The 26,501-nt window shown below is 57.9% G+C and carries 24 protein-coding genes; 15 read left to right on the top strand and 9 right to left on the bottom strand.

Features of this window, described 5'->3' with window-relative positions; genetic code table 11:
• Positions 1-79: 79 nt before the first annotated feature.
• From JXR15_RS02655 to JXR15_RS02635, 5 genes are all read left to right on the top strand, one after another.
• Entirely contained in the window at positions 80-871 is a 792-nt protein-coding gene (locus JXR15_RS02655) for a trypsin-like serine peptidase (protein WP_422052237.1), read from the top strand.
• A gap of 29 nt (positions 872-900) precedes the next feature.
• Positions 901-1,719, top strand: a complete 819-nt coding sequence (locus JXR15_RS02650) for a trypsin-like serine peptidase (protein ID WP_422051689.1) — start codon at positions 901-903, stop codon at positions 1,717-1,719.
• Positions 1,720-1,854: 135 nt separating this feature from the next.
• Positions 1,855-2,328: an Hsp20 family protein gene (locus JXR15_RS02645; protein WP_422051688.1), complete on the top strand. Its 474-nt coding sequence runs from the start codon at positions 1,855-1,857 to the stop codon at positions 2,326-2,328.
• 153 nt (positions 2,329-2,481) lie between these two features.
• The gene (locus tag JXR15_RS02640; RefSeq protein WP_422051687.1) at positions 2,482-3,690 is read left to right on the top strand and encodes an MFS transporter; all 1,209 of its coding nucleotides are present in this window, start codon (positions 2,482-2,484) and stop codon (positions 3,688-3,690) included.
• Positions 3,691-3,765: 75 nt separating this feature from the next.
• A complete protein-coding gene (locus JXR15_RS02635; protein WP_422051686.1) occupies positions 3,766-4,545 on the top strand; it encodes an alpha/beta hydrolase in 780 nt (259 codons plus the stop codon).
• Here JXR15_RS02635 and JXR15_RS02630 read toward each other — a convergent pair.
• Positions 4,542-5,513 (bottom strand): P1 family peptidase, encoded by a 972-nt coding sequence (locus JXR15_RS02630; RefSeq protein WP_422051685.1) that lies wholly within the window; start codon positions 5,511-5,513, stop codon positions 4,542-4,544. The genes JXR15_RS02635 and JXR15_RS02630 overlap by 4 nt on opposite strands.
• A gap of 210 nt (positions 5,514-5,723) precedes the next feature.
• On the opposite strand from JXR15_RS02630, the gene JXR15_RS02625 reads away from it, so the two are divergent.
• The 9 genes from JXR15_RS02625 (at position 5,724) to JXR15_RS02585 (ending at position 15,187) form a co-directional block, all read left to right on the top strand.
• The gene (locus JXR15_RS02625) at positions 5,724-6,932 is read left to right on the top strand and encodes an aminopeptidase P family protein (protein WP_422051684.1); all 1,209 of its coding nucleotides are present in this window, start codon (positions 5,724-5,726) and stop codon (positions 6,930-6,932) included.
• A 196-nt stretch (positions 6,933-7,128) separates the two neighbouring features.
• Positions 7,129-8,205 (top strand): hypothetical protein, encoded by a 1,077-nt coding sequence (locus JXR15_RS02620; protein WP_422051683.1) that lies wholly within the window; start codon positions 7,129-7,131, stop codon positions 8,203-8,205.
• A gap of 275 nt (positions 8,206-8,480) precedes the next feature.
• Positions 8,481-9,602, top strand: coding sequence for a hypothetical protein (locus JXR15_RS02615; RefSeq protein WP_422051682.1), 1,122 nt, complete (start codon positions 8,481-8,483; stop codon positions 9,600-9,602).
• A 68-nt stretch (positions 9,603-9,670) separates the two neighbouring features.
• Positions 9,671-11,608, top strand: a complete 1,938-nt coding sequence (locus JXR15_RS02610) for an ATP-binding protein (protein ID WP_422051681.1) — start codon at positions 9,671-9,673, stop codon at positions 11,606-11,608.
• A complete protein-coding gene (locus JXR15_RS02605; RefSeq protein ID WP_422051680.1) occupies positions 11,609-11,989 on the top strand; it encodes a hypothetical protein in 381 nt (126 codons plus the stop codon).
• Positions 11,989-12,912, top strand: a complete 924-nt coding sequence (locus JXR15_RS02600; RefSeq protein ID WP_422051679.1) for a putative phage abortive infection protein — start codon at positions 11,989-11,991, stop codon at positions 12,910-12,912. Before JXR15_RS02605 ends, JXR15_RS02600 begins: the two co-directional genes overlap by 1 nt.
• Positions 12,905-14,254, top strand: a complete 1,350-nt coding sequence (locus tag JXR15_RS02595; protein ID WP_422051678.1) for a DUF6638 family protein — start codon at positions 12,905-12,907, stop codon at positions 14,252-14,254. The genes JXR15_RS02600 and JXR15_RS02595 overlap by 8 nt, the downstream gene beginning before the upstream one ends.
• 3 nt (positions 14,255-14,257) lie before the next feature.
• Positions 14,258-14,524 (top strand): hypothetical protein, encoded by a 267-nt coding sequence (locus tag JXR15_RS02590; protein WP_422051677.1) that lies wholly within the window; start codon positions 14,258-14,260, stop codon positions 14,522-14,524.
• A gap of 12 nt (positions 14,525-14,536) precedes the next feature.
• The gene (locus JXR15_RS02585) at positions 14,537-15,187 is read left to right on the top strand and encodes a DUF1523 family protein (RefSeq protein ID WP_422051676.1); all 651 of its coding nucleotides are present in this window, start codon (positions 14,537-14,539) and stop codon (positions 15,185-15,187) included.
• Here JXR15_RS02585 and JXR15_RS02580 read toward each other — a convergent pair.
• The 6 genes from JXR15_RS02580 to JXR15_RS02555 all read right to left on the bottom strand — a co-directional run bounded on the left by JXR15_RS02580 (position 15,184) and on the right by JXR15_RS02555 (position 22,751).
• Positions 15,184-16,056, bottom strand: coding sequence for a dimethyl sulfoxide reductase anchor subunit family protein (locus JXR15_RS02580; protein WP_422051675.1), 873 nt, complete (start codon positions 16,054-16,056; stop codon positions 15,184-15,186). The two genes, JXR15_RS02585 and JXR15_RS02580, sit on opposite strands and share 4 nt — an antisense overlap.
• On the bottom strand, positions 16,056-16,817 hold the full coding sequence (locus JXR15_RS02575) for a 4Fe-4S dicluster domain-containing protein (RefSeq protein WP_422051674.1): 762 nt from the start codon (positions 16,815-16,817) through the stop codon (positions 16,056-16,058). Before JXR15_RS02575 ends, JXR15_RS02580 begins: the two co-directional genes overlap by 1 nt.
• A 70-nt stretch (positions 16,818-16,887) precedes the next feature.
• Complete coding sequence (locus JXR15_RS02570; protein ID WP_422051673.1) at positions 16,888-19,698, bottom strand: molybdopterin oxidoreductase family protein; 2,811 nt, start codon at positions 19,696-19,698, stop codon at positions 16,888-16,890.
• A 20-nt stretch (positions 19,699-19,718) separates the two neighbouring features.
• Positions 19,719-20,723 carry a YeiH family protein gene (locus JXR15_RS02565; protein WP_422052236.1) on the bottom strand — a complete coding sequence of 335 codons (1,005 nt, stop codon included), beginning with the start codon at positions 20,721-20,723 and terminating at the stop codon, positions 19,719-19,721.
• A 139-nt stretch (positions 20,724-20,862) separates the two neighbouring features.
• The gene (locus tag JXR15_RS02560; protein WP_422051672.1) at positions 20,863-21,618 is read right to left on the bottom strand and encodes a sulfite exporter TauE/SafE family protein; all 756 of its coding nucleotides are present in this window, start codon (positions 21,616-21,618) and stop codon (positions 20,863-20,865) included.
• Positions 21,615-22,751: a citrate/2-methylcitrate synthase gene (locus tag JXR15_RS02555; RefSeq protein ID WP_422051671.1), complete on the bottom strand. Its 1,137-nt coding sequence runs from the start codon at positions 22,749-22,751 to the stop codon at positions 21,615-21,617. The genes JXR15_RS02560 and JXR15_RS02555 overlap by 4 nt, the downstream gene beginning before the upstream one ends.
• 32 nt (positions 22,752-22,783) lie before the next feature.
• Here JXR15_RS02555 and JXR15_RS02550 point away from each other — a divergent pair, with 32 nt between their 5' ends.
• Entirely contained in the window at positions 22,784-23,635 is an 852-nt protein-coding gene (locus JXR15_RS02550; RefSeq protein WP_422051670.1) for a phosphate acyltransferase, read from the top strand.
• 14 nt (positions 23,636-23,649) lie between these two features.
• Here JXR15_RS02550 and pta read toward each other — a convergent pair whose 3' ends face one another.
• Both pta and xsc read right to left on the bottom strand, forming a co-directional pair.
• A complete protein-coding gene (pta, locus tag JXR15_RS02545) occupies positions 23,650-24,693 on the bottom strand; it encodes a phosphate acetyltransferase (protein ID WP_422051669.1) in 1,044 nt (347 codons plus the stop codon).
• A 4-nt stretch (positions 24,694-24,697) separates the two neighbouring features.
• Complete coding sequence (xsc, locus tag JXR15_RS02540) at positions 24,698-26,479, bottom strand: sulfoacetaldehyde acetyltransferase (RefSeq protein WP_422051668.1); 1,782 nt, start codon at positions 26,477-26,479, stop codon at positions 24,698-24,700.
• Positions 26,480-26,501: the final 22 nt, after the last annotated feature.

The raw sequence follows: 26,501 nt of genomic DNA, 5'->3' as shown, positions 1-26,501 counted from the left end.
GGGCGTGACAAGGTCGCGCCCTATTTCCGCCGCAGGTGGGCGGTAGAGCAGAGGAAACCTGAGCGTGGAGGCCCGGATCGTGTTGCGGCTACTGACATTTTTGAGCGTGATCTTTTGGGGAGGCATCGCAACAGCCCAAGACACCGCGTTGCAGCGCTTGGATACGGGCGAAGACAGCCGCGATTGGGGGGCTGTTGGGCGACTTGAAATCGATGGCCGCGGATTTTGCACCGGCGCGTTGGTGGCGCCGGATTTGGTGCTGACTGCGGCCCATTGCCTTTACGAGAAATCGAGCGGTGCGGCTTATGACGTGCGGCAAATTGAATTCCGTGCGGGATGGCGCAATGGCCGCGCAGAAGCTTACAGGTCGGTGCGTCGGGCCGTGGTGCACCCCAAGTATAGCTACAGCCCCGAGAGCAAGATCGAGAACGTGCAAAATGATCTGGCGTTATTGGAGCTGCATCACCCCATTCGAAACACCACCGTTGCTCCGTTTGAAACGGCCACTGGGTTGCGCAAAGGATCGCAGATTGGCGTGGTGTCCTATGCGGTTGGGCGTGAAGAAGCCCCTTCTTTTCAAGAAGTCTGTCAAGTGATGGGGCGCCAGCGCGGCGTTTACGTGTTGTCCTGCAATATTGATTTTGGCAGCAGCGGCGCGCCGGTTTTTGTTTTTGAAGATGGCAAGGTGCGGATCGCGTCTGTGGTCGCCGCAAAAGCAGAGGTGAAAGGCGCCAAGGTGGCCTTGGGCGCGGCGCTGGATCACACATTGCCGGAGTTGTTTGCAGAGCGCGGCAAATCGTCGGCGACAAGTGGCGGATTGATGTCTTTGCAACAGCGCAACAGCACCGGGGCGAAATTTGTGCGGCCGTAGAGCGGCGTTACAGTAAAAGGGATTTTGGTATGCGACTTTCTCCTTTGGTTTGGCTGATGGCGGCGTGTGTTTCAGCCATGCCGCTACATGCGGGGGAGCGCCTGCACCCATTGACTAGTCGCGGCGACTTGCTGGGCTGGGAGGCTTTGGGACGGCTTGATATGCGCGGCACGGGATTTTGTTCAGGTGCATTGATTGCTCCGAACCAGGTGTTGACTGCTGCCCATTGTGTGTTTGACAGCAAAGGCGCGCCGGTGCCGCCGGAACAGATCACTTTCCGGGCGGGCTATGTGTCCGGTAATGCCTTGGCGGAGCGGCGGGTTGATCGTGTTGTGGTAGACAGTGGTTACCGTGACGCAGGCGATGGGAAAATCAGCGGCCGGATGATTCCGCATGACGTGGCTTTGTTGCGCCTAGAGTCGCCCATTTCTACGGGAGAAGCCGACCCGTTTGCCATTCATGTTGATCCTCAGGAGGGGGAGAAAGTGTCCGTGCTGAGTTACGGTCGCAGCCGAAGCGAGCACCTTTCCTGGCAAAAGGATTGCTCCATATTGGAGCGTGGCTGGGGCATTTTGACCTTTGATTGCAACGTAACCTTTGGCTCATCAGGCGCGCCGGTGTTTGTGCGCTATGGCAACCGCGTGCGGATTTTGTCTGTCGTGTCTGCGACAGGAGACAACGGGGACGGGCAGAAGGTGGCCTTTGGCATGGAGCTTCCAGAAGTTGTCGCGCGGCTCAAACATCGGATGCGTGTGGGCGATCGCCCGGCTGTGAAAACCGCCACAGGTGTGACGCGCATTCAAGTCGGGACACGTAGCGGCGGTGGCGCAAAATTTGTGAGGCCCTGATGCGCAGGGGTTGAAACCACATTTTGCCACCATAGGTCTGTATGCGTAAGGCGCCGATGATCGGGTCTTACACATTCATCGCCTGTCCGAATGGAAGGCACTTACATATCGTTGTCGCTCAATGGAGGATAACCCATGCGCACTTTTGATCTGGCTCCGCTGTACCGGTCGACCGTTGGTTTTGATCAGTTAGCAAATATGATGGACCGCGTTCTGTCCAATGACGTCGCCCAGCCGAGCTACCCCCCGTATAACATCGAAAAAACCGCCGACGATGCCTACCGCATCTCGTTGGCAGTGGCTGGTTTTTCGGCCGATGATTTGAACATCGAAGTCAAGCAGAACGCTTTGGTGGTGACCGCCAAAAAAGGCGACGAAGCGTCGGACAAAACCTATTTGCACCGTGGGATTGCCACCCGCGCGTTTGAGCGCCGCTTCCATCTGGCGGACCATGTGCGTGTGACCGGCGCAAGCCATGAAGACGGCATGCTGCACATCAATCTGGAACGGGAAATCCCCGAGGCACTGAAGCCACGCCGGATTGAAATTTCCAGCGGTGCCACCAAAGCCGTGGAACAAGATGTGGTCGACGCCAAAGCCGTCAACTGACCTCCAATCTTAAACTGACAAACTTCCTTCCCTTGTTGTCAGGCCCATCTGGGCGACGCGCGTTCCGTTTGGAGCGCGCGTTTTTGATTGGTTGTGTTCTTAACCTGTGAAGGGCATGGTGACAAAATCACCCAAATCAACTAAGGGTTGCATGTGAATCTTGGCGCGCTGAAATCCAAAAACTACCGGACCTATGTTGTGGGCGGTGTCTTTGGACTTATTGCGATCTGGATGCAGCGGGTTACGATCGGCTGGCTGGCATGGGAAATGACCGACTCTGCCAGTTTCGTGGGCGCAATTGCTTTCATCCTATTTGCGCCGACGATCGTGTTTTCACCGATCTTTGGTGTTTGGGTGGACCGATGGCCGGTCAAACGCGCGTCGGTCATACTGCAATGCATCAACGGCAGTTTGAGCGCTGTGCTTTGGATGATTGTGGCTCTGGACTGGGCGACGCCAGTGCTATTGGCGGTGATGACGCTTTTGATCGGAATGGTGATAGCAGCCCACCACCCGGTGCGCATGGCGTTTGGGCCGCGGTTGGTCAAGCGCGAGCTGGTGGGGTCAGTTGTGACCATTGGCGCGATCAATTTCAACTTGGCACGGATGCTTGGTCCAGCCTTTGGTGGTGCTTTGATTGCCTGGGTTGGGGTTGCGCACACCCTTTTGATTCAAACCCTTTTGTTTGCGCCTTTTCTGGCCTCTTTGATGATGGTGTCGCTGCGTCCGAGGCGGGACAGCGGCAGCGCGCAGGAGCCCTTCTTTACGGCCTTGGCCTCCGGTGTGCGCCATGTCTGGCACAACACACCTGTACGAGAAGCGATGTTGATGGGCGGTGTCTTGGCCTTGGTGGCGCGGGGGGCATTGGAAGTTTTGCCACCTTTGGCGGATGGCGTGTTTGGGCGGGGTGCGGATGGTCTGGGTGTGTTGATGAGTGCAACTGGCGTCGGGGCGGTGATTGGAGGGTTTTCTCAGGCCATTTTACCTCCGCAGAAGGCTGGACGACTGCCGCTGTACGCCAGATTGGCCATTGTGTTTGGTTTGGCGTTGGTGGCCGTTCTGGGATTGTCCCCGATATGGGAAGGGGCCTTGATCGTCGCGGCGGGCATGTCATTTGTCACAACAGTGACAGCGATCTGTACCCAGACGGCGGTGCAGTTGGATTTAGAAGACGACATGCGCGGACGGGTGATGAGCCTCTGGGCGGTGGTTGCCGCTGGTGGCGCCGCCTTAGGGGCTGGCGCGATGGGGGTGTTGGCTGATTGGCTTGGCTATCAGACCGCGCTGATCTGGACCGGGAGCTTGGCGGCGGTGAGCGTCGCAGCTTACCTGTTGGTCGTGCGCTTTAAGGCTTCAGGTTGAGGCCAGGCGGACAAAAGATGTTTGAGGTTTGAAATAGTTTCGCCCAGAGTGCCGAGGTGATCTGGGGAGAAAACTATGGACTGGGACGACGCATATTCCAACGGAGCTTACATTGACGGCGCAGAAGACTATCCACCGCGCTGGGCAAATGAGGCTGCTGCTTTTCGGGAAGCGAGCGATATCGAAGTGGATGTTGCTTATGGGGACGGCGCGCGGCACAAATTTGATCTGATCCGGCCAAACGGGGACGCCAAGGGCCTGCTGGTGTTTGTACACGGTGGCTATTGGATGGCGTTTGACAAGTCTTACTGGAGCCACTTTGCGCGGGCTGCGGTTGAACACGGGTGGGCAGTTGCGCTCCCGACTTATGACCTCGCGCCAAAAGTGCGGATTTCGGATATCACCCGCCAGATTTCAGCGGCCGTGGTTAAAGCATCGGAGCTGATTGAGGGGCCAATTGTGTTGGCTGGGCATTCGGCGGGAGGGCACCTTGTGGCGCGCATGATTTGCAACGGGGTATTGCCGGAAGAAGTTGCCGCGCGGGTGTCTCGTGTTGTGCCGATTTCGCCTCTGGCCGATCTACGCCCCCTAATGAAAACCGCGATGAATGACAAGCTGCACCTGGACGCGGCGGAAGCAGATGCGGAAAGCCCGATGTGGCAGGTGCCGCGTGCCGGTGTTGATGTGACCGTGTTGGTAGGAGCTGCGGAGCGGCCTGTATTTTTGGATCAAGCCAGATGGTTGTCCGAGGCCTGGAGGTGTGACTTGGTTGTGGCGGGCGGAAAGCATCATTTTGATGTGATTGACGCCTTTGCTGACCCAGTTAGCGGTATGGCGCGGATGTTGTTTTCCTAGGAACGAAAACAGGGAAGCGTGTCGCCTTCCTTGTGGGCGGCATGCCAAACGCCCCGTGCAATGGCGCGGGCAAGGCAGGTGGCAGCGGCGTGGCCAAGCCAAAGCGTGTCGGCGATGTCGTTGTCCAATGGTTTGGCGTTTGTGCTGACGCCAAAGATCAGATCACCGTCCATCGGTGTGTGCGACGGCACAAGCGCGCGGGCCATGCCGTCATGGGCGGCGGTGGCCATTCGGGTGCATTGGGCTTGGGTTAGATCGGCGTCAGTTGCGACAATGGCGATGGTGGTGTTGTGGCTGGAGAGTTTGGTGTTGGGTAAGGCGCTGGGAGCGGAAGGCATGAGGCCTTTGCCGCCGAACTCGGTGTCCACTTCCCAAGGGGCGGCCCAAAAGTGTTTGCCATCCGGAGATGCATCGCCAAGGGCATTCACAGCAACCAAAGCGCCCACTGTGTGGCCCGATGGGAGCACCATGCTGGCTGAGCCAAGCCCGCCTTTGTGAGTTGCGAGTGTTCCACCCGTGCCTGCGCCGACAGAGCCAAGCACAAAGTCCTCAGACACGGCCTCCAAAGCTGCGGATCCTAACGCTTTGTAGGGGTTGGTGTCCCAGTTCTTGTCACCACCATTCAGCAGATCAAAAAGGATTGCGCCGGGCACAATCGGGACGGTTTGATCGCCGACCGGGAATCCCCGGCCTTGGGTGCGGAGCGCATCTGCAACACCGGATGGCGCGTCCAGACCAAAGGCAGAGCCGCCGGACAGAGTCAGTGCATCGACTTGTTGCACGGTTTTGTCGGGCGCCAAAAGATCGGTTTCACGGGTGCCAGGGGCACCTCCCATCACAGAGACGCCGCAGGTGAATGGCGCATCGCCGACCAGCACAGTGGTGCCGGTTTTGATCTGGTCATTCTGGGCGTTGCCGACACGCAAGCCGGCGACATCGGTGATCAGGTTCTTGGGTCCGGTCTGCATTGTTTGCCTCCTGTTGGGGTCACAGTAGGCGCGTGAATTTTAGGCGCAAGGTCGCGGTTGATACATCTGTGTCGGATTCTGCTTGTCCCTGTGTCAGAGGATTTGGCAGAGTGTCAGCAGCATTGGCGATGGCGTCGCCACATTCCTAGCCGGAATGCGCACCACTCTTTCCAGTCCTGAACGCCGGGACCTCTTTGATCGGAGGTCAAAATGACTGCACGTCCAGAATTCTATCGTTTCCACAATGGCGAGAAAGCGCCGTTGCAATTTGCCGAGGCTGAGTATGCCAACCGCGTGGCCGGTTTGCGCGCCATTATGGTTGAGCACGGTGTCGACGCGGCTGTGTTCACGTCCATGCACAATGTGTCTTACTACTCTGGCTTCACCTACTGCGCCTTTGGTCGACCTTATGCGGTGGTGGTGACTCCAACCGAATGTGTGACCATTTCCGCTGGCATTGACGCAGGGCAGCCTTGGCGGCGGTGTTATGGCGACAACATCACCTATACCGATTGGCAGCGCGACAACTACTGGCGGGCGATCAAATCGATCACTGGTGGCGGTGCGGTGATTGGCATTGAGGGCGATCACCTGACCCTGCTGCAGCAAGGCAAATTGGAGAGCTTCTTGGCTCCGTCCAAAGTTGTTGATCTGTATGAACCCACCATGCACCAGCGGATGCACAAGAGCGCGGCGGAGATCGAGATGATCCGAGCCGGTGCGGCGGTGGCGGATGTTGGCGGTTATGCGATCCGCGATGCCATCAAAGAAGGTGTGCGGGAGATTGACGTGGCGATGGCTGGTCGGGACGCGATGGAGTTGGAAATTGCGAAGCGGTTTCCTGACGCGGAGTATCGTGACACTTGGGTCTGGTTCCAGTCGGGTATCAACACCGATGGGGCGCACAACCCTGTGACCGCGCGCAAGTTGCAGCGGGGCGATATTCTGTCGCTCAATACCTTCCCGATGATTTCCGGATATTACACAGCCCTAGAGCGCACGCTTTTTGTCGGCGAGGTAGATGATGCCAGCCTAAAAATCTGGGAGGCCAACGTTGGCGCACATGAGTTGGGGATTTCCCTGCTGAAGCCCGGGGCGAGCTGTGCCGAAGTGACGGAGCAGATCAATGATTTCTTCGCCGAACGCGACCTGCTGCAATACCGCACATTTGGATATGGTCACAGCTTTGGCGTGTTGAGCCATTACTACGGACGTGAAGCCGGGTTGGAGTTGCGTGAAGATATTCCGACTGTCTTGGAGCCGGGCATGGTTATTTCCATGGAGCCAATGTTGACCATCGCAGATGGGCAGCCAGGCGCCGGTGGTTACCGAGAGCATGACATCCTGGTGATCAACGACGATGGCAATGAGAACATCACCGGCTACCCCTATGGGCCGGAGTTCAACGTCGTTGGCTAAGGCAATGTAAGAAGTTTTAGGTTTTGGCTGCGCGATCACGTGGCCAAAACCTCGCGAAATGCGGGCGCGCTTCAGCAAGCCCTTTCTTTTGCCGTGCACATTTGCAACACTCTGCCCAAATTGAATCTGAGATCGATGTAAATGGAAGTAACATTCCTCATATCAGTCTCAACATATTGGAAATAGGGAGTGTTTTATGGCGGATTTTGAAACCCAAGTGCGTGAGTCACAAGCGCAGGTGGCCGAAGCACAAAGCAAGATTGCCGAGTTGACCGGGCGCATTGATGCGGCGCGGGCGAAGATGAAAACCGGCGATGATGTTGCGATTGATATCGAGAACGCGACACTGGACGATGTGCATGCGCATACGGACGTGATGAACGCCAATATCGCTGAGCTGATCATGGGGCTTGATGACGTAACTGCGGCGTTTTCCAAAGACTTTGACCAGATGCGGGACAAAACTGGCTGGGAGAGCTTTGTTGGTGTCTTTAGTCGCGGAAAATCTGACTCCATGCGCGCGGAACGGATCAAGACCGCCAATATCGATGACAAGCTGCAAGACCTGATTGCCAAGTCCGACGTAATCACCAAGCTGTTGGAAAGCCAACTGGCTGTTCTGGAAGAGCAGAAGGTGAAGGTTGAAGCTAATCTGAGCGAGACGCTAGATGAGCGCGAGTTCACGGTTGGTGAGTTGGAAAGCCTGCGGGCGGAGATTTTGGGCATGGATCCCAAGATCATTGAGATCGAGAATAAGATTGCGGTGGAGCAGGACGCGGCCGCGCGGACCAAGCTGGAAACAGAGCTGGCCGACCTGAACAAGGCCTACAACGCGCTGGTGCAACAGGAGCAGGTGAAACTGTCTAAGAGCCAGACGTTGGAGCGTTATATTGAGAAAGGCAAAACCTGGGTCGACTCGCTGCAAAACCAAGCGGCGACGCAGATGGTGCTGATCAACAAGTTGCAGACAGACACCAAGCAACGCGTGGTGCTCTACGATGCGCTGACCAAATCCTTAAAGACCGCGCAGCAGCAGGACATCGCGCACCGGATCAACGAGATTGGCGTGGAGACCGACAAAGAAGCGCAGGCGTCTATGGCGGCGATTGGCACGGCGACCAATCAGAAGATGGCGGACATGATGGAAGCCCATGAGGAACACATGGTGTTCGCTCGCGATGTATTGGAGGCGAAGGCTAAGGCGGACGAACGCTTTGCCCGGCGGTTCCAGAAGATCGTCGAGAAGCACGACAAGAACCTGTATGGGGCGTGATGAAATACGCTTGGGAATTCTTCTTAGACTGGGCAATTGGGCCGAAAGTCGCTTGGCCCACTTTGTTTTTATTTACCGGGGCCTTCTGCTGGGACGTTGTGGCCGACACCGGCGAGTTTGAACGACTATTTGGCGTACCCAATTCGTTGATTGGGTTAGCGTTTGCATTTGCCTGGTGGGCGACTTGGCTTGGCTTTCAACTGGCAAAGAGGCGTGGGGCTTCTATCGGGCAGAATTCAGTATGAAAATGATGTCTGGTGTCTCAAAGGACTAGAATGAACGACACAACCAAAGACCACACCGCTCTGATGGAGACTCGCGCGTCGCGGCGGTATTTTCAGAAGTTTGAGCGTATCACTGAGCACCTCACACAGGTCGCGGCGGCGCGGGCGGCTGAGGGGGCAATTGGGCAGAACGAGGTGGAGATCCTCACGCGCTATCTGGCATCGATTGGCTACACTTTCAAAGCGCTGAGCATGAAATACCTGCTGGTAGGTCGGCAGACCGGGCAGTTCTTTGGCAGTCTGGCGATGGACGCGGTGGAAAGCGGCTTTCCTGTGTTCAACGAACTGCTGGTCATGGCCAATGACGCGCAGCAGGCCGAAAGCCATTTGCGCAATATGCCGAGCGCAGAGCAGCTAAAGGATGACATGTTGCGCGCCATCATTGGCGATCAGGAGATCCCGACCAAGTTGCAATTCGCGCTGAGTCAGCGGCTCTACTATGAGGAGTTGCTGAAGGGAGAGCTTTTTTGGGCGCAGAACCATCCGGAGGTGCGCTGGCAGGGCAACCTGTCGGAGCGGCGGCGCAAGTATTTGCTGCATTGGGCGGTCTATGACAGCCAGGTGAACCTGCCGACGATTTACCTGATGGATCTTGAGGATACCGGGCGGCGGGCTTTGCCCAAAGATGAGCGGCGCTGGCCGGAGGTGCAGGCGCATCTGATGGGCCAGGCGGTTGGGGGTCTGAAACTGGTGACCATTGCCAAGGGCTTTGATGAAAGTTTTGACGATCTGCATCCAAAGCGGCTGCGGCGCATTCACGTGGGGCCGATGTATTCGAGCGCTTACACGAAGCAGAGCGGGCCCATCCGTGAAGTTCTAGAGGCTGCGCGGGCGCCGGATGGCGAAGACTGGACGTTGGCCTGGACTACCGAAGATTTGGTGAGCGAGCGGGTGCAGGACGAACGCTCTGGCTGGTTTGGTACAGTGGAGCGTGAAGTGTTTGCACTTGATCCGTTTTCCGGACGTGGCGTGGACACCGGAGCGACCAGCATGGAGCGCGCGATCATCCTGCCGCAACGGCCCTTTCAGGCGCTTGAGGAATTGAACCCACCGGGGTTTGGCAGCGTGACAAAATATGTGGTGAGCCCGCAGGGGCGGGTGTTGAGATATTGAATTGGCCCTGCGGGCCAAGCCTGCGGCGCGAGCATTTTTTGCCAGAAGAAGTTTGAGGAACGATTTAGATGAGCCTGACAAGTGATCAGATGGAGCTGCGCGAAGAGGATATTCGCAAGCATTACGACGCGGCTGTGGGGATGCTGGATGGCTTTGATCACACGCCGCGGATCGCCAAAGGTAAGGATCCTGTGGCGCCGCCGGAGCGCTCCAGCGGGATTGGCACGAGGCGACGCTTTCGCAGCACCACGCCGGGGTTGGTGACGCGCTCAACCGCGCGGCCGGAAGGCGTGCATCTGGTGGAACGTATCGAAGGCGCGGGGGGGGAAGATCCTCTGGTGTCCCCTGTACAAGCCAACGTGCTGCATGGGCTGCGACGGGCGCTGGCGATTGCTTTGGCGGTGGGTGAGAACTTTGCCGAGGCCTCGGGCCTGGAGGATCTGAAGCGGGACAATCTGGCGGGGTCGCTGGACGCGGATAAGAAGACCGCGTTTTCGGAGCTGTTGGCGGCGGGGGCTTTGGCGGTCTCTTATGTTTTTGCCAATGCAACATCGTTTCTGTTGGCGCCTTTGCTGGGCGAGACTCAGGTTGAGGTGGGCGAAGTTGAGGAGGTGCTGACCGACAATGCGCAGCTGGCGCTGCACGGCGCGTTGTGGGAGCTGGATCAGGATATCGCTGCGCTGGTCAGCGATGAGGGCCGGCTGGTCGCCTGTATCTGTGCGTTTGCCGAACAGTTGATGGAGAAGGTGGCCTTACGGGCGCAGAACGCGCCGCAGTTGGGGGCTTTTGTCGGCGCGAGTTGGAAGGTTGAGGCCGACGATCTGACCATCAACGGGTTTACGCCAGCGAGGGCTGCCAAGGGCTCGACGCTCACCATGACCTTCAAGAAACCCAACGAAGTTGTGGGCAACCACATCGCCAAATATCAAGCGATGAAACTGGCCAAAATGCTGATGGCCTATGACTTTGAACGGCGGCTCAATCCGTTTGCGGAGCTGGGCGGATTCATCTTCACCTTCATGGGCGATGGCGCGCCGGGGACCGGGAAAACCACGCTCATTCAAATGATGGCGGGGCTGATCAACGACTATTGTCAGGTCGCGGGCTATGCTTTCCGATACCAGAACTTTGGCATCGACAATATCGACAGCTATCAGGGTAAATCGGGGCAGAATGCCAAGGCTTTTGTGCAGAATGTGCTCGACCCGCAGGTGATTGGCTTTGGCACAATTGATGACATCGACCAGATTGCAGGCAAACGTGGGGATCGGCAGAGCTCAGCCGGGCAGCAGGAGGTCACGGCGGTGTTTATGGAGGCCTTTGCAGGCGCCAACACCGTGGTGCGCGGCAACTGTACCTTTGGCATGTTTTCGAACTATCCGGAGAACGTGGACGATGCGCTGCGCCAACGGGCCGGGGCACGGTTTTTGGTGGATGGGCCGCAGACGCGGGAGGACTACATCGACATTCTCGCGCTGTTGATGGGCAAGGACCATGACATTGCGCTGGGAGATCATGAACTTTTTGAAGCGCAGGCGATTCAGAAAGCTGTGGCGGCGAGTTTTGAGAGCCACAATCAGCCGCATGAGGAAGGCCTGCTCAACGTCTTTGACAAGGTGCATGGGCAAGTGGGCGAGCTCGACACCGTTGCAAAGATGGGCACCTATCTGAAGGCCATTCAGGAGGCCGATCCGCGCTTTACTGGCCGCGCAATCAAAAACATCACCGATGCCGTGAAGGTGCGGGCGATGGACTTTGAATTGCCGGACGCTTGGATGGAAAATCCAGAGCTGTTCTTGGCCAAAGACTACGACATAAAGAAGGCCATGATAAACGAGCTGCGGGTGCCGATCACCACCGACATGGTGGTGCAGGAGATCAACCGCTATGCGGACAGCGAGTTCCGCTATGCCGACAAATCCGACGAGGTCGCGATCTCCAATATGGTGCGCGACATGCAGCGGTCCGAGGCGGCGAAGCGGCGGTATCTGGAGGGCAAAGCGTAAGTGTTTGTGATCGACAGCATCGGGTTTCTGAATACAGGACTGCCGTTGATTGTGCTCGGGGGGCTGGCTGTGCTGATCCCGCGGCTTGTGATTGATCGGGAGACACGGTCGCATGGTGACGTGTTTCGAGGGATGTTCAGGACGGTGATATTTCTGCTGAGCGTCGGCTTTTTGATGTCGTATGTGTTGACCTACACACGTGGTGTGCACGCATTGGCGCTTGGGTCCTCGCCGGAGCTTGGCACAGCCTTTTGGATGCACCTCCGGCTGTCATTGATGGCGGCAATTGTTTGGGCGCCGATTTTGGCGCTGGTCTGGTTTGGCCAAGCGCAGGGCGTAGAAGCGCGGCGCGGGCAGGACATTGCGGCGGGGGAACGGTGATGGCTCAAGGCATTTTTCAGAAATCGTCTCTTTTTTTCAAGCAAGTGTTGGAATGGGTGAAGCGCCAAACTCGATTAGTAAGAGTTGGAGCAAGGCGTGGAAATCCCTTGTTTATTGGCATTGGGAGTACCAAGCTTTTCTTGGCTGGGATCGCGGTTTTTGCCTTTTTGCCCCAGAGAACGGATGATGACTGGTCGTGGCGCATTTGGTCATTCCTAACTGCTCCGCCGAATGAAATTGGCGATACCTTGGCGGGTATCGCTGGGGCTCTAGCATTTCTTTGGATCATCGTGACGGTGATGTTGCAGAGTAAAGAACTGGCCGCGCAGCGCGAAGAGTTACGACTTACACGCTTGGAGATGCGCGGGCAAAAGGAAGCAACCAAAGCGTTAGCCAATACCAGTGCGACTCAGAATTTTGACAACTTTGTTTTTGAAATGATTACGAGTTTGAACTCGATTGTTAATAGCTTGGACATTCAAGAAAAAGGCATCGGCAAGCCGGCCATTTACTATGGGCGAGACTGCTTTGGTTTCTTCTACAGGCAAGTGAAAGAGATGCCTTTGGGCGATCGGCTTTTTTCCTATGATGAGCCGTTGGATGCGACACTAGCGCGCTATGAAGAAATGTTTAAAAGGCACAGCTCGGATTTGAGCCACTATTTTAGATACGTATACAACATGTTGCGTGTTTTACATGAGGCTCCTGAGGTCCAAGCTAAACATAGGAAGTTGGTTCGGGCCCTGTTTTCGGACGATGAACTTTTGATACTTTTTTATAATGCTCTTACCGAACGGGGTAGCAATTTTCATCCGTACCTTAAGAGCTTTGAACTTTTCGACAATTTGCCAACTAACAGACTGGTAAATCCCGACCACAAGCGGTCATTCGCTTCGAAATGCTTTGGAGAACAAGATGCATAGACTGATCCAACGCGGCTTGATGTTTGGCAACCTGATCGAGGTGGCCTCGCCGGTATTGGTGGAGCGCTATAATCGTGCACTGAAACATCTGACGGGCAAGACCACCGACCTCACCGATTTTCACATCGATGTTTCGGGCTATTCGCCGGAGATTGGCGATGAGTTGGACGATCATCTCTACCTCAACCACGGGGGCTGCAACCGGCAGTTCATCCTGCTGACCACGGACCAGAAATCCGCGCCGCTTTTGAACATCAAGTTCTCCACCAGCCGCGATATTCTGCGGCATTTCATTGAGGAAAACGAGCCGCAGCTCTTTGCCCTGACCGCGCGGGATGCGGTGGCGGGTGAGTTGGTGAATTCGGTGTTTTCCGTCAGCCAGCCCAGTAAGCTGATGGACATTCGCAAGGTCACGATTGAGGCGGACACAACCGAGGGCACGCTGCGCGATGCGGAGAAGCTGGGTGAGTTGGCGGATCGGTTCAAGCAGGAAGAAGACGGCTGGTTTGACGATGTGCTGATTGCGGACATGATCACTCTGGCCAAACGCACCGGTGATGTGACGCGCAACCCGGTGACGCTGAAGCAAATGAAGTTTGATCAGCAGGATTTCTGGACCGCACATTTTGGCGGGGTGTATTTGTTCCGCGGGTTGGCGCATCCAGCTGTGATCACGGCGGGCGACAAGGCGGAACTGGGCAAGCTGCCGATCAAGTACACTTTCGATTTCAAAGACCGAAATCAGATTGCGAAGTTTCTGGACTACAACGATCTGGCAGAGCCGATTGTGAAGGCGCGGGGCGTAGATGGCGCGGCGATTTTGCGCCAGAAGATGGATTTCATCGTTGTGGACGCGGCGCAAGAGGCTGGCGTGGACCTGACCGGAGCCACACGGAGTGACATTCGCCGTTTGGCCAGAAACCATGCGGAGCAGTTGCCGCCCGAATACCACGAGCTGCGCAAGATGGTGGATTGGGCCGAAAGTGACGGCAAATGGCCGAAGATCACCAGCGATCACCCGGCGTATTTTTACACGTTGCGCGCCACGGACACGGATCACCGTGATCTGGTGAACATGCTGTTGGCCGAGCTGGCGCCCAAGGACATCCGACAGCTGTTTATCTGTCACAAAGAGGTGTTTTATCGTCTCTATCAGGGCTGGTCGGAGACCAAGAAAAGCTTTGTGGCAGATTTTCTGGAGCGGGAGTATCAGGTCGATAAAGTGGGCGCGCGCGAAGCTCTGTTTGGCTTTGATGCGCCTTTGGAGATGCCCCGTGTGACGCGGCGGGCATCAGAGGATATGATCGCGCGGGTTGGGCCGTGGGGCGCGGTGAGGAGGTAGACTATGGGCGGATTGTGGCGATTGGGGGTTGTCGGCTTTGTTGTGCTGACGATCATTTATATCTGTCTCTCGCTTTATTCCCGCGCCAAACGGCGAGATAAGCTGGAAGCGGAATGGGACAATGAGGGTATGAGCGGCGATCGCGACGCCTTTATTGAACAGGGGCTGACGGAGTATGACGGCTCTTTGCGTCGCAAATTGATCTGGGGTGTCTATATCATCCCTGTGACGATCGTGATCGCGTTGATCTACTTTATGAATTTCCACTAGGGGGACCAAGGAATGGTCTATGTGAAATGGGGTTTCTGGACGCTGTTCTGGCTGTTTGTGGCAGCGTTTTTTCACTACACGCTGCCGCAGCACGATGTGGTGCGGGTCACCGACACCTATGAGAAGCGGATTGATTTCGGCGAGAACTCGATTTTTTGGGCCAAAGAGGACAGCGGCAATGCAACCGGCAACGTGAACCGCGATGTGTTTTTCATTCAGACCAAGTTCCCCAATGAAAAGGTGATGGTCTACCGCAATGAGGATACCTCGGCAGGCTGGCCACCTTATTTCAAGTTTGATACCTCCAATTTGCAGGCTGAGGCGGGGGACTTGAAATCGAGCTCTGCCGACCCGCAATGGGTGGCGATCAAACACTATGGCTGGCGCAATGAGTTCCTGTCGATCTATCCAAATGCGGTGGGTGTGAAGGCGGTGGACAGCCCAGATGCAACTTTCATTCCGTGGCTGAATATTTTGATCCTGACCGTGTTTTTTGCTTTTGTTTGGGCGATTTACGTGCGTTGGTGCCGCTTCCGTCAGGCGCGGATTGATCCGGTGCTTGAGGACATGGGTGACAGCTTGGAAGCGGCCGGGGACAATCTTGCAGAAAAGCGGGGGCGGATCCGCGCCTGGCTGGACACCTGGCGCGGGAAGGCACGTTAACGCATGCCGTAGTAGAGGCCGACTACGTGCTCGGCCTCTGCAAAGAACAGCCAGCGCGAGGTGGCGACACCCGCGACGTGGCTGAGGACTGCGAGGATTGCCAAGACGTGGCTGAAGGGCAGCAGCAAGCAAATGATGGGCAGCACAAAGGTGAGGGCAAAGGCGATGCGGCGCAGTTTTTGTGCGTGTTTTCGGCCAATGACGTAGATGAACTCTTTTACCAGATAGTTGGGCGCGGTGTGGGGATGCGCCATGGAGCGCACGGTGCCGCGCTCGCCGAGGCCGGTGGCTGTGCCGAGATCTGTGCCGCTGTCAGACAAGGCCGCATCGCCACGTTGCCACCAAATGAACTGGAATATCGCAGCGATCACCAGGAGCAGGATCGCCATATTCACACGACCCGAAAGCAGTGCGCCCCCAGCCAGGGAGAAGCTCAGGTAAAGTGCTGGCGTCAAAGGGGTTTTCCAGCGCGGTACAGTATCCAGTTGGGCGTAGATCATTGAGGTGGTGAAGACGGTGAACAGCGATAGGGCTGCGCCGATCAGGCCCAATGCCGTGGCATGAATTTGCAAGAAAATCAGGTCGATGGCGTAGATGCCCATAGTGAGCAGGGCAAGCACGGCGCTGACGCCTTCGCGCGACAGCCAGCTGCTGTGCCATTGGCTGAGCGCGCGCCAGGCGCGTTCGGGATGTCCGAGGTGAAAGGTTGAGGAGATCAAGCCACCCACGGAAAGCGCGTAAGCCACTGCAAAGAATATGAAAGCTGACAAGCCGGTTGGCGGCGTGGGATCAATGCCAAGCCAGAACAGGAGGCCGAAGCCAAGGCCCGAGAGCGTTGAGAAGACGATGACGGATGGGGCTGGATGCATCAGGCGGTCCCTCCGGGCAGTTTGTCGAGGGCTTTATCGAGCCAGCCAAGGAAGCCTTGGGGTTCTTCGGCGACGGGCTCCAGAAGCGGGGCCAAAAGGCTTTGGTCGTCCCAGGAATCTTTGAGGCGCGGTGGCAGATATTTGTTCACTGGTAAAGTGCCCATTTCCGGCATGAGGTCAAATCCGCCTCTGGATTCAACAAGTTGGCTGACATCAGAGTTTGGATCTGAGAGGTCGCCAAAGTGTCTGGCGCCGGCGGGGCAGGTGCGGACGCAGGAGGGGATTTGATCCTCTTCCGGCAGGTTTTCGTTGTAGATGCGGTCTACGCAGAGGGTGCATTTTTTCATCACGCCTTCTGCTTGGTCCAGCTCGCGAGCGCCGTAAGGGCAGGCCCAGGCGCAGAGGCCGCAGCCGATGCAGTGGTCTTCGTTGACCAACACAATGCCGTCCTCGACGCGCTTGTAACTCGCGCCAGTTGGACAAACGGTTACGCAGGGGGCATTTTCGCAATGCAAACAAGACTTTGGGAAGTGTACGGTTTGCGCGCTGCCCTGCTCTGGCTGGACTTCATAGCTGTGTACGCGGTTCAGGAAGGTCCCCATCGGCTCGGCGCCGTAGGGGCGCTGGTCACTCAGCGGCGCGCCGTAGTTTTCGGTGTTCCAGCCTTTGCAGGAGATCACGCAGGCGTGGCAGCCGACGCAGGTGTCCAGATCAATCACAAGGCCGAGGGTGCGGTCGGTTTTGGTAGGTAAATCGGTCATTTTGCCCCGTCGGTATTGCGTCGGTATTGCGACTGTATCGCGGAGGTGCGTATTTTGAGGCTTTGATGTCTCATTTACCCACCTTCCATTCCAAATGGTCCGGGCCTTGGGGGACCGGTGATTTGATGGGATCAAGGGCCGGTTGGCTTTCGCATTGGGCCTCGGCCTTTTCAATCTTCACACGCAAATCGAACCACGCAGCTTGGCCGGTAATCGGGTCCGAGTTGGCCCATCGCAAGCCGTCGCCTTTGGGGGGCAGCAGTTCATGGATCAGGTGGTTGAGCAGGAAACCCTTGTTGGCCTCCGGCGCATCCTCGGATAGCGCCCAGGCACCTTTGCGTTTGCCAATGGCGTTCCAGGTCCAGACGGTGTTTTCGTTGAGCGCCGCCTGATGGGCCACAGGCACGGTGATTTCGCCATGCACCGAGGTCACACGCGCCCAGTCGCCCTCAGTGAAGCCGTGTTTCTGCCAGAGCTTGGTCGGTAGGTAGAGGGGGTTCTCACCATGCAATTGGCGTAGCCAGGCGTTTTGGGTGCCCCAACTGTGATACATCGCCATTGGGCGTTGGGTGAGGGCGTGCACGTCAAACTCGTCCGGATCGGCACAGCTGTCTTCCAGCGGGGCGTACCAGATCGGCAGCGGGTCCATGACCTCCTTGAGGCGGTCGCGCATGTGATCTGGCGGTTGGATGTCGCCCTGGCCTTCGGCCGCGCGTTGGAATTTGCGCATGGGTTCTACGTAGAGCTGGAACAGGTAAGGTTGGGGGGCGTCAAACAGGCCGATTTTTACCGCCCAATCCTGATAGTCTTGGTTCCAGGGTTTCATATAGCGCGCGGCGTCTGGCACGTGTTCAATCGCAAAGCCACCGTTTTCAATGTATTTGTCGAGCTGCTCAGGGTTCACTGTACCGCGGCCAAATTGATCACCGTCGTCACCGCGGAAGCCTGCCAAAGGGCCAACGCCGGGGCGGCGTTCATGGTTCACGATGTAGTCGGCGTAGTCCTTCCACTTTTGTGTGCCGTCTTCATTGAGGAAGTGTGGCAGGCCGATGCGAGCGCCAAGTTCGATTAGCACCGATTGGAAGCCGCGCACGTCGCGATCTGGCTCAACCACAGGCCAGCGGATCGCGTCTGCCGCGCCGTCTGCTTCGCAGATTGGGCGGTCCAGAAGCGAGATGCAATCGTGGCGCTCCAGATATGTGGTGTCGGGCAGGATCAGGTCGGCATAGGCGACCATTTCGGAGCTGTAAGCATCGGAGTAGATGATGCGTGGGATGCGATAGCCGCCGTCGTCATTGCGGTCGGTCAGCATCTTGATCACGCCGGAGGTGTTCATCGAAGAGTTCCACGACATGTTGGCCATGTACATGAACAGCGTGTCGATCGGGTAGGGGTCCTGCGCGTGGGCGTTGGAAATGACCATATGCATCAGGCCGTGTACCGACATGGGGTTCTCCCATGTGAAGGCCTTGTCGATGCGACAGGCGGAGCCGTCTTCGTTGATTTGCAGGTCTTCGGGCCCACGCGGGAAGCCGAGGTGTGGGCCCGCGAGTGGCTTGCCGGGGCGGCCGTAGCCGTGGGGCGTTGGGTGCGCCTCAACTGGCTTTGGATAGGGCGGCTTAAAGCGGAAGCCGCCGGGGACTTCGACTGTGCCCAAGAGGATTTGCAACACGTGCAGGGCGCGGCAGGTCTGGAAGCCGTTGGAATGCGCAGAGATGCCGCGCATGGCGTGGAAGCTGACCGGGCGGCCCGTCATGGTTTTGTGGGTTTCGCCACGGAAGTCGGTCCACTCCTGCTCCAGCTCAAAGGCCTCGTCAAAGGCGACACGTGCCAGTTCGGCGGCAATGGTTTTGATCTTTTGGGCGGAGATGCCGGTTTTCTCGGCCACGTTTTCTGGCGCGTATTGCGGGTCGAGATACTTCTCGGCCATCAGGTGCATCACTGTACGATGGGTGACACCGGCCTGGCGGTAGGTGGCCGAGAGATCGGGGCGCACGCCTTTTTGGTCAAACGGTGTCGGTTTGCCGGTGGTGCGGTCTATGACCAGTTGTTTGCCATCCGCGTCGCGCATCAGAAGGCCGGTTTCGGCGTCCACCAGCACAGCGGCATTGGTATATTGCGCGAGGTAATGCAGGTCGATCTTGCCGGCTTTCATCAGCTCGTGGATCAACGCGAGAATGAACAGCCCGTCGGTGCCCGGGGTGATGCCAACCCATTCATCCGCCACAGCGTTGTAGCCGGAGCGCACTGGGTTCACGCCGATGACTTTCGCACCATTGGCCTTGATTTTGCCAATGCCCGCTTTGATTGGGTTGCTGTCATGGTCTTCTGCCACGCCAAAGATCATGAAGAGTTTGGTGTGATCCCAATCCGGTTGGCCAAACTCCCAGAACGCCCCGCCCATGGTGTAGATGCCCGCAGCAGCCATGTTCACCGAGCAGAAGCCGCCGTGGGCCGCGTAGTTGGGGGTGCCGAAGTGTTGTGCCCAGAAGCTTGTGAAGCTTTGGGATTGGTCACGGCCGGTGAAGAAGGCGAGTTTATGGGGGGCCGTTTCATGCAGCTCGGTGAGCCAGCCCACGGCGGTGCTCATGGCCTCTTCCCAGCTGATTTCCTCATACTCGCCGGAGCCACGTGGCCCCACACGTTTGAGGGGCTTTTTCAGGCGCGATGGCGCGTTGACCTGCATGATGCCAGCGGAGCCTTTGGCGCAGAGCACACCTTTGTTCACAGGGTGGTCGCGATTGCCTTCGATATAGGCAACCTTGCCGTCTTTCATGTGCACGTTGATGCCGCAGCGGCAGGCGCACATGTAACAGGTCGTCTGACGGATCTCGTCAGAGACTTTTGGACTGGTGTTGAGGTCGGGTTGCTGGAACGTCATCTGGCCTCCCTTGGGCGCGTTTATCCGGTGAGCAAGTAAATCCCCGCGAGAATGAAGCCTGCGATGAAGAGGGTTTCGACAAAGATGAGCGCAATGGCTGCGCCGCCGACGCCGAGCACCTGTTTGAGGTTGGTTTTCATGCCCACAGCCGCGACAGCAGTGAGCAAGAGGTAGCGGGAGGTTTCACCAAGCAGATCGGACAGGAAGGCTGGAATGAAACCAAGCGAATTGAGTGCCGCGAGGGCGAGGAAGCCGACCACAAAGCCGGGCAAGACTGGCGGGCGCTCGCCGGATGTGGGGGCTTCGGCAAAGGTGCGGATTAGCATTGAGGTGATCAGAACCACCGGGGCCAGCATAGCAACACGGATCAGCTTGACCAGTACGGCGGTGTCGCCTGCTTCCTGGCTGATGGAGAAACCGGCGCCAGCAACCTGGGCCACATCATGGATGGTGCCGCCGAGGAACACACCTGCCATTTGATCGTTGAGCCCGAAGATATCTACCAGCGGCGGGTAGGCGATCATGGCAATGGTGGACATAACCGTGACGCCCATGACGGTGAAGAGCAGCCGCTCTTCAGAGCGGGCGTCTTTGGGCAATATGGCGGCGATGGCCATAGCAGCAGAGGCGCCACAAATTGCGACCGAGCTGGCGGTGAGGGTGGAAAAGCGCCACTTGTGGCCAAACAATGGGGCGATCAGGAGACCAAAGAGAATGGTGGCAACCACGCCAAGGATGATCAACAGGAACAGCTGCCAGCCCAGCTCCATGACCATCATGGCGGAAATGCGGGCGCCGAGCAGCGCTACGCCCAGACGCAGGACTGTTTTGGCGGCAAATCCGACGCCCTCAACGGTGCGGCCTTCCTCCCCCAGGAAATTCAGCGCAATGCCAAACAGGAGCGCAAGCAGCATGGCTGGTGCGCCGTGGTGCTCGGACAAAAGCTGCGCGGTGGCGGCAACCGTGACGGCGACGGCCACGCCTGGGAAGTAACGGGCGAAATCCGCTCGTAGGCGCAGTTTGATCTGCGTAAGGAGGCCGGTTTGGGAGCTTGTTCTGTCTGCTTGGGTCACGCGCGGAAATCCTTCTTTGCAGAAGCTGTCGCAGATTGTGTGTTTAGGTCAAGGACGCGTTGGGTGCGTGCCGCAAAGTCAGCGTGATCAATCATGCGCCAATCCCTTGTCGCAGGATGCCAAGGGTGGCGAGCCCAATCAGCAGGCACAGGCAAAACGGTTTGTAATAAGGCTCCCAATTGGGGCGGAAGAGGGCTTTCCCTGCGATCACGCCAAGGGCTGAGGCGGGGGCGAGGGCCAGGCCTTGCAGGGCAGATTGGCTGGTCATGACGCCAAACAATAGATGTGTGATCAGCGAGACCATTGAGGAGACAAAGAGGTAGAGCACCAGCGAAGCGCGCATTTCGCGGGCCGGGGCGTTGGAGGCCAATACGTAGAGGGCCACCACCATGCCGCCGACGTGGGCAAGGCCGGTCACGATGCCGGCCAGGACGCCTGACCCCCAAAGACCGGGGCGAGAGGCGAGGAAAGGCAGGCGCAGTTTGGTGAGCTGGGTCGCTGCGAGGATAACAATCACGCTGAGAGCGACGAGTTTTGATGTTTCAACCGGCAAGGATAGGGTGAGCGCCAGTCCAATAGGCAGGCCGATGGCAGAGCCAATCACCAGTCCGCGCACTGTGCGGTGATTGGCCTCTTTCCAGCCGCCGCGCACCATCAGGAGCGAGGCGGTCATTTCCTGAAACCACAGGATCGGGATCAGAGCGATGGGCGGTAGGAAAATCACGCCCACAGCCATCACCACCGCCGACAGGGCAAAGCCTGAGAATCCGCGCACCATACCGGCGACAAAGCAAATCAGGGTGAGCCAGAGAAAGTGATCTGTTGGCAGAGCCAGGGCGTCGATCATGAACGCCCTTTCATTGGGGTGTAAGTGCGCATATCGGGGCCGTTATAGAGCGTCAGAGGACGGATGAGGATGTTGCTTTCCTGTTGGTCAATGCACTGGATGATCCAGCCCGGCATACGGCCAATGGCGAAGATTGGCACGTAGAGGTCCATCGGGATGCCGTGCAGCTGGTAAATCACGCCGGAATAGAAATCGACGTTCACGTTGAGGCCATGGCGGGCGTACGGCTTCATCGCCTCGACCACGCCTTGCAGGATTTCATACCATTCTGGTGCGCCCATTTCTTCACCGAGTTTTTTCACGCCGTCGCGCATGTGGCGCGCGCGGGGGTCTTCGGCGCGGTAGACGCGGTGGCCAAAGCCGGTCACGGCCTCGCGGTTTTTGCGTTTGGCTTTAACGTAGGCGGCGGCGTTGTCCGGCGTGCCGATTTCTTGCACCATTTTCATCACGTCTTCGGCTGCGCCACCGTGGGCGGGGCCTGCGAGCGTGGAGAGCGCGGTCACGATGCCGCCGTGCAGGTTGGTGTCGGTGCCGATGGTGACGCGGGCGGCAAAAGAGCTGGCGTTGGCGCCGTGCTCGGCGTGCAGGATGAAGTCGACATCGGCCAGTTTGGCGGCGTCCTCGGACGGCTTTTCACCTTTCAACATCCAGAGCCAGTTGGCGGCGTGGCTGAGGGTTTTGTCAGCTGGCACCGGGTCGCGTCCATTGCGGATGTTTTCATGCGCGGCGATGATCATTGGCACCTGAGAGGTCAGGCGTAGACCGTTGGAGAGGAAGGCTTCGGGGCCGGTTTTCTGACTGTCCGCTTCCAGCGCGGCGAGGGCGGAGACGGCGGTGCGCAACACGTCCATCGGATGGCCGTCTTTGGTGGCGCGGATGATGTCGTAGATCTGTTCCGGCAGCTCGCGGGCGGTCTTGAGATCGGCATCAAACGCAGCCAGTTCCGCTTCGGAGGGCAGTTCGCCGTGGATCAGTAGGTAGCAGACTTCTTCAAAGGTGGACTGGGTGGAGAGATCGTGGATGGAATAGCCGCGATAGGACAGCTCGCCTTTGGCGCCATCGATGTGGGAGACGCCAGAGCGCTCAAAATAAATGCCCTTGAGGCCGCGGTTGATCTTGACGTTTTCGGTCACGGATGGCTCCTGTTGCGTATACGGAGGTATACATGAAGTTTATGGATGCGCTGTCGGCCAAAGTGGCGGCGAAAAACGCGCGGGTTGTGTTCCCCGAACACAAAGAACCGCGCACAGCCGAAGCCATGCGGGCGTTGGATCGGGATGGCCTTTGCCGGCCTGTGGCGCTTGGTGATAACACGGACCGCTACATGCAGGCGCTGATCGAGACGCGCGGCATGAAAGAGCGGATCGCCCGACGTCTTGTGGAGAAGCCTCTTTATAGGGCGGCGGCGATGGTTGCGGCAGGTGAGGCGGACGCGATGACTGCTGGCGCTGAAGCGCCAACACGGCGTGTGATCGAAGCAGCATCCATGGCGATTGGCTTGGCCGATGGGGTGAGCGTGCCGTCTAGCTTCTTCTTGATGAATTTCCCAGATGGCGGGTCGTTGGTCTTTGCTGACTGTGGTTTGACAATTGATCCTGATGCCGAAGGGTTGGCGGCGATTGCCACAGCCTCGGCCCGCAGCGGAGAGGCGTTGCTGGGCGAGGCGCGGGTGGCGTTGTTGTCGTTTTCCACCGGAACCAGCGGTGCGGGCGCCAGCGTCGACAAAGTGCGCGAGGCGGCCGAGATGAGCGGTTTCACGGGGCCGGTGCAAGGTGACGCCGCGCTGATCCCCGATGTGGCCGCGCGTAAGGGCGCGGGAACCGGTGATGCAAATGTGCTGGTGTTTCCGAATTTGGATGCGGGCAACATAGCCTACAAATTGGCGGTTGCCTTGGGCGGGGCGCAGGCCTTGGGGCCAATCCTGCAAGGGTTCCGCAAACCGGTTTGCGACCTCAGTCGTGGTGCAAGCGCGCAGGATATTGTGGCCGCGACCATTGTGACGCTGGCGCTGGACTGATTTGAGGGCGGGGGTCATGCGGCCCCCTCTGGTGCCTTTTCGGCCTGATCCAATGCGTCAGATTGGGCGACCGTGACGGCAACCATGTGCAGGATATCTTCCGCGGAACATCCGCGGGACAGATCATTGGCAGGTTTTGCCAATCCTTGCAGGACCGGACCAATGGCGGTTGCGCCACCAACACGCTGTGCGATTTTATAACCCAAGTTACCGGCGTTCAGGCTGGGGAAGACAAAAACGTTGGCTGCGCCGCCAAGCGCAGACTTTTCAGCCTTTGATGCAGCAACCTCAGGCACAAAGGCGGCGTCGAACTGAAGCTCTCCGTCGATAATGAGATCAGGATCGGCGACTTTGGCCAGATGCGTTGCCGCCACAACCTTGGACACTTTGGGATGGTCAGCGCTACCAGCCGTTGAGAAAGATAACATCGCGACGCGCGGTGTTTCGCCGGTCAGCGCGCGGTATGATGCGGCAGAGGCACGAGCGATTTCGGCCATTTCATTTGCGTCAGGGTCCACAACAAGACCGCAATCCGCAAAGAGATGCGCGCCTTTTACGGTGTGGTGCTCTTTGCAGTAGAGCATAAAAAAGAACGAAGAGACCATCGCCGCATCTGGCGCTTGTCCAATGATCTGGAGCGCGGTGCGGACTGTGTCGGACGTGGTTTCGGCAGCTCCGCCGACGGTGCCGTGGGCGCGGCCGGTTTGCACCAGAAGGGCCGCATAGGTCAGGCGATGACGGACCTGCGCGGCGGCTTTATCCAGTGTCATGCCTTTGTGCGTTCGCAAAGATACCAATGTGTCGCGAAATTCGTCAATCAGAGGTGACGTGTTGGGGTCGTGGATCTCGATGTCGCCCGCAACGTCCTCTGGGGTCGTGCCCTGACTGGCGAGATGTTCTGCGATTTTTTCGGGGTCGCCCACCAAAAGGACGCGGGCGACCTTTTCTTTGCGGATCATGAGCGCAGCCTCAGCTACGCGGGGATCATCGCCCTCAGCAAGGGCGATGATTTTGTCAGAGCCGCTGGCGGCACCAAGTATCTGGCGGAGCGGCTTCAATGGGTCAGCTTCCGGTCTGTTTGACCATGTCAGCCGCGTCGATACCGGCCACGGAAACAGGCTTTTTCATCGCGTCGCGACGGAAAGGTTCACCCAGTTCCTGGTTGATCATGGCTTCGATCAAAGTGGTTTTGCCATGGTTCATCTGATCGTCGATGGCTTTGTTCAGCGCTGCGGTCAATTCGTCCATGTTGCGGGCCACAACACCTTCCAGACCACAAGCTTGGGCAATGCCAGCATAGGACACTTGGGTGTCGAGTTCAGTGCCGACGAAGTTGTCGTCAAACCACAGAGTGGAGTTCCGCTTTTCCGCACCCCACTGGTAGTTGCGGAAGACGATTTGGGTCACCGCAGGCCATTCGCCGCGACCGATGGCGGTCAGTTCGTTTACCGCGATGCCAAAGGCGCCGTCGCCGGCAAAGCCGCAGACCGGCACGTCTGGCTGGCCGATTTTGGCGCCGACGATAGCCGGCAGACCGTAGCCACAAGGGCCAAACAGGCCGGGAGCGAGGTATTTGCGGCCTTCCTCGAAAGAGGGGTAGGCGTTGCCGATAGCGCAGTTGTTGCCGATGTCGGAGCTGATGATGGCTTCGCGTGGCAGGGCGGATTGGATCGCACGCCAGGCCATGCGTGGAGACATCCAGTCTGGCTTGTCAGCGCGGGCGCGTTCGTTCCAGGTTGTGCCTGGATCGTCGTCCTCGTGGTCCATGGATGACAGTTGCTGTGCCCAGGCGGATTTGGTTTTGGAAATGCGGGCTTTGCGTTCCTCGCGGCCTGCATCACCTGCGGTGTCTGCAAGCTGCTCCAAAATGCCAGTGGCCACTTTGGCGGCGTCACCCACGATGCCCACTTCGACCTTCTTGGTCAGGCCAATGCGGTTGGGGTTGATGTCGACCTGGATGATTTTGGCATCTGCTGGCCAGTACTCCATGCCGTAGCCGGGCAGGGTCGAGAAAGGGTTCAGGCGGGTGCCAAGGGCCAGAACAACGTCAGCCTCTTTGATGAGTTCCATGCCTGCTTTGGAGCCGTTGTAGCCCAGCGGGCCTGCAAACAGCGGATGGTTGCCCGGGAAGGCGTCGTTGTGCTGATAGCCCACGCAAACCGGCGCATCGAGGCGTTCGGCAAGCGCGATGGAGGCTGGAATGCCACCTTCGGACAGCACTGTGCCTGCGCCGTTCAGGATCACTGGGTTCTTGGCGGAGGACAGTAGAGCAGCAGCGTCCGCCACGGAATTTGTTCCGCCAGAGGAGGCTTCAAATGCGATGGGCTCAGGGATCTCAATATCGACCACCTGGGTCCAGAAGTCACGTGGGATATTTAGTTGAGCCGGGCCGCAGAGGCGCTTGGCTTGGCTGATCACGCGGGTGAGAACTTCGGCCACACGAGAGGGGTCACGCACTTCTTCTTGATAGGCCACCATGTCCTCAAACAGTTTCATCTGTTCAACTTCCTGGAAACCACCCTGGCCGATGGTCTTGTTGGCGGCCTGTGGGGTCACCAGCAGCAGCGGGGTGTGGTTCCAGTAAGCGGTTTTCACGGCGGTCACAAAGTTGGTGATGCCGGGGCCGTTTTGCGCGATCATCATCGACATTTTGCCGGTGGCGCGGGTGTAGCCGTCGCTCATCATGCCAGCAGAGCCTTCGTGGGCGCAGTCCCAGAACATGATTCCCGCTTTGGGGAAGAGATCGGAGATGGGCATCATGGCGGAGCCAATGATTCCAAAGGCATGCTCGATGCCGTGGCGCTGAAGCACTTTTACAAAGGCTTCTTCGGTGGTCATTTTCATGAGGCAAACTCCATGCTGCGCC

It is taken from the genome of Shimia sp. (genome assembly GCF_049116215.1).
In the GTDB taxonomy this organism is placed as follows: domain Bacteria; phylum Pseudomonadota; class Alphaproteobacteria; order Rhodobacterales; family Rhodobacteraceae; genus Shimia.
The sequence above is the reverse complement of the archived record's forward strand: the minus strand, read 5'-3'. Positions and strand labels throughout refer to the sequence as shown.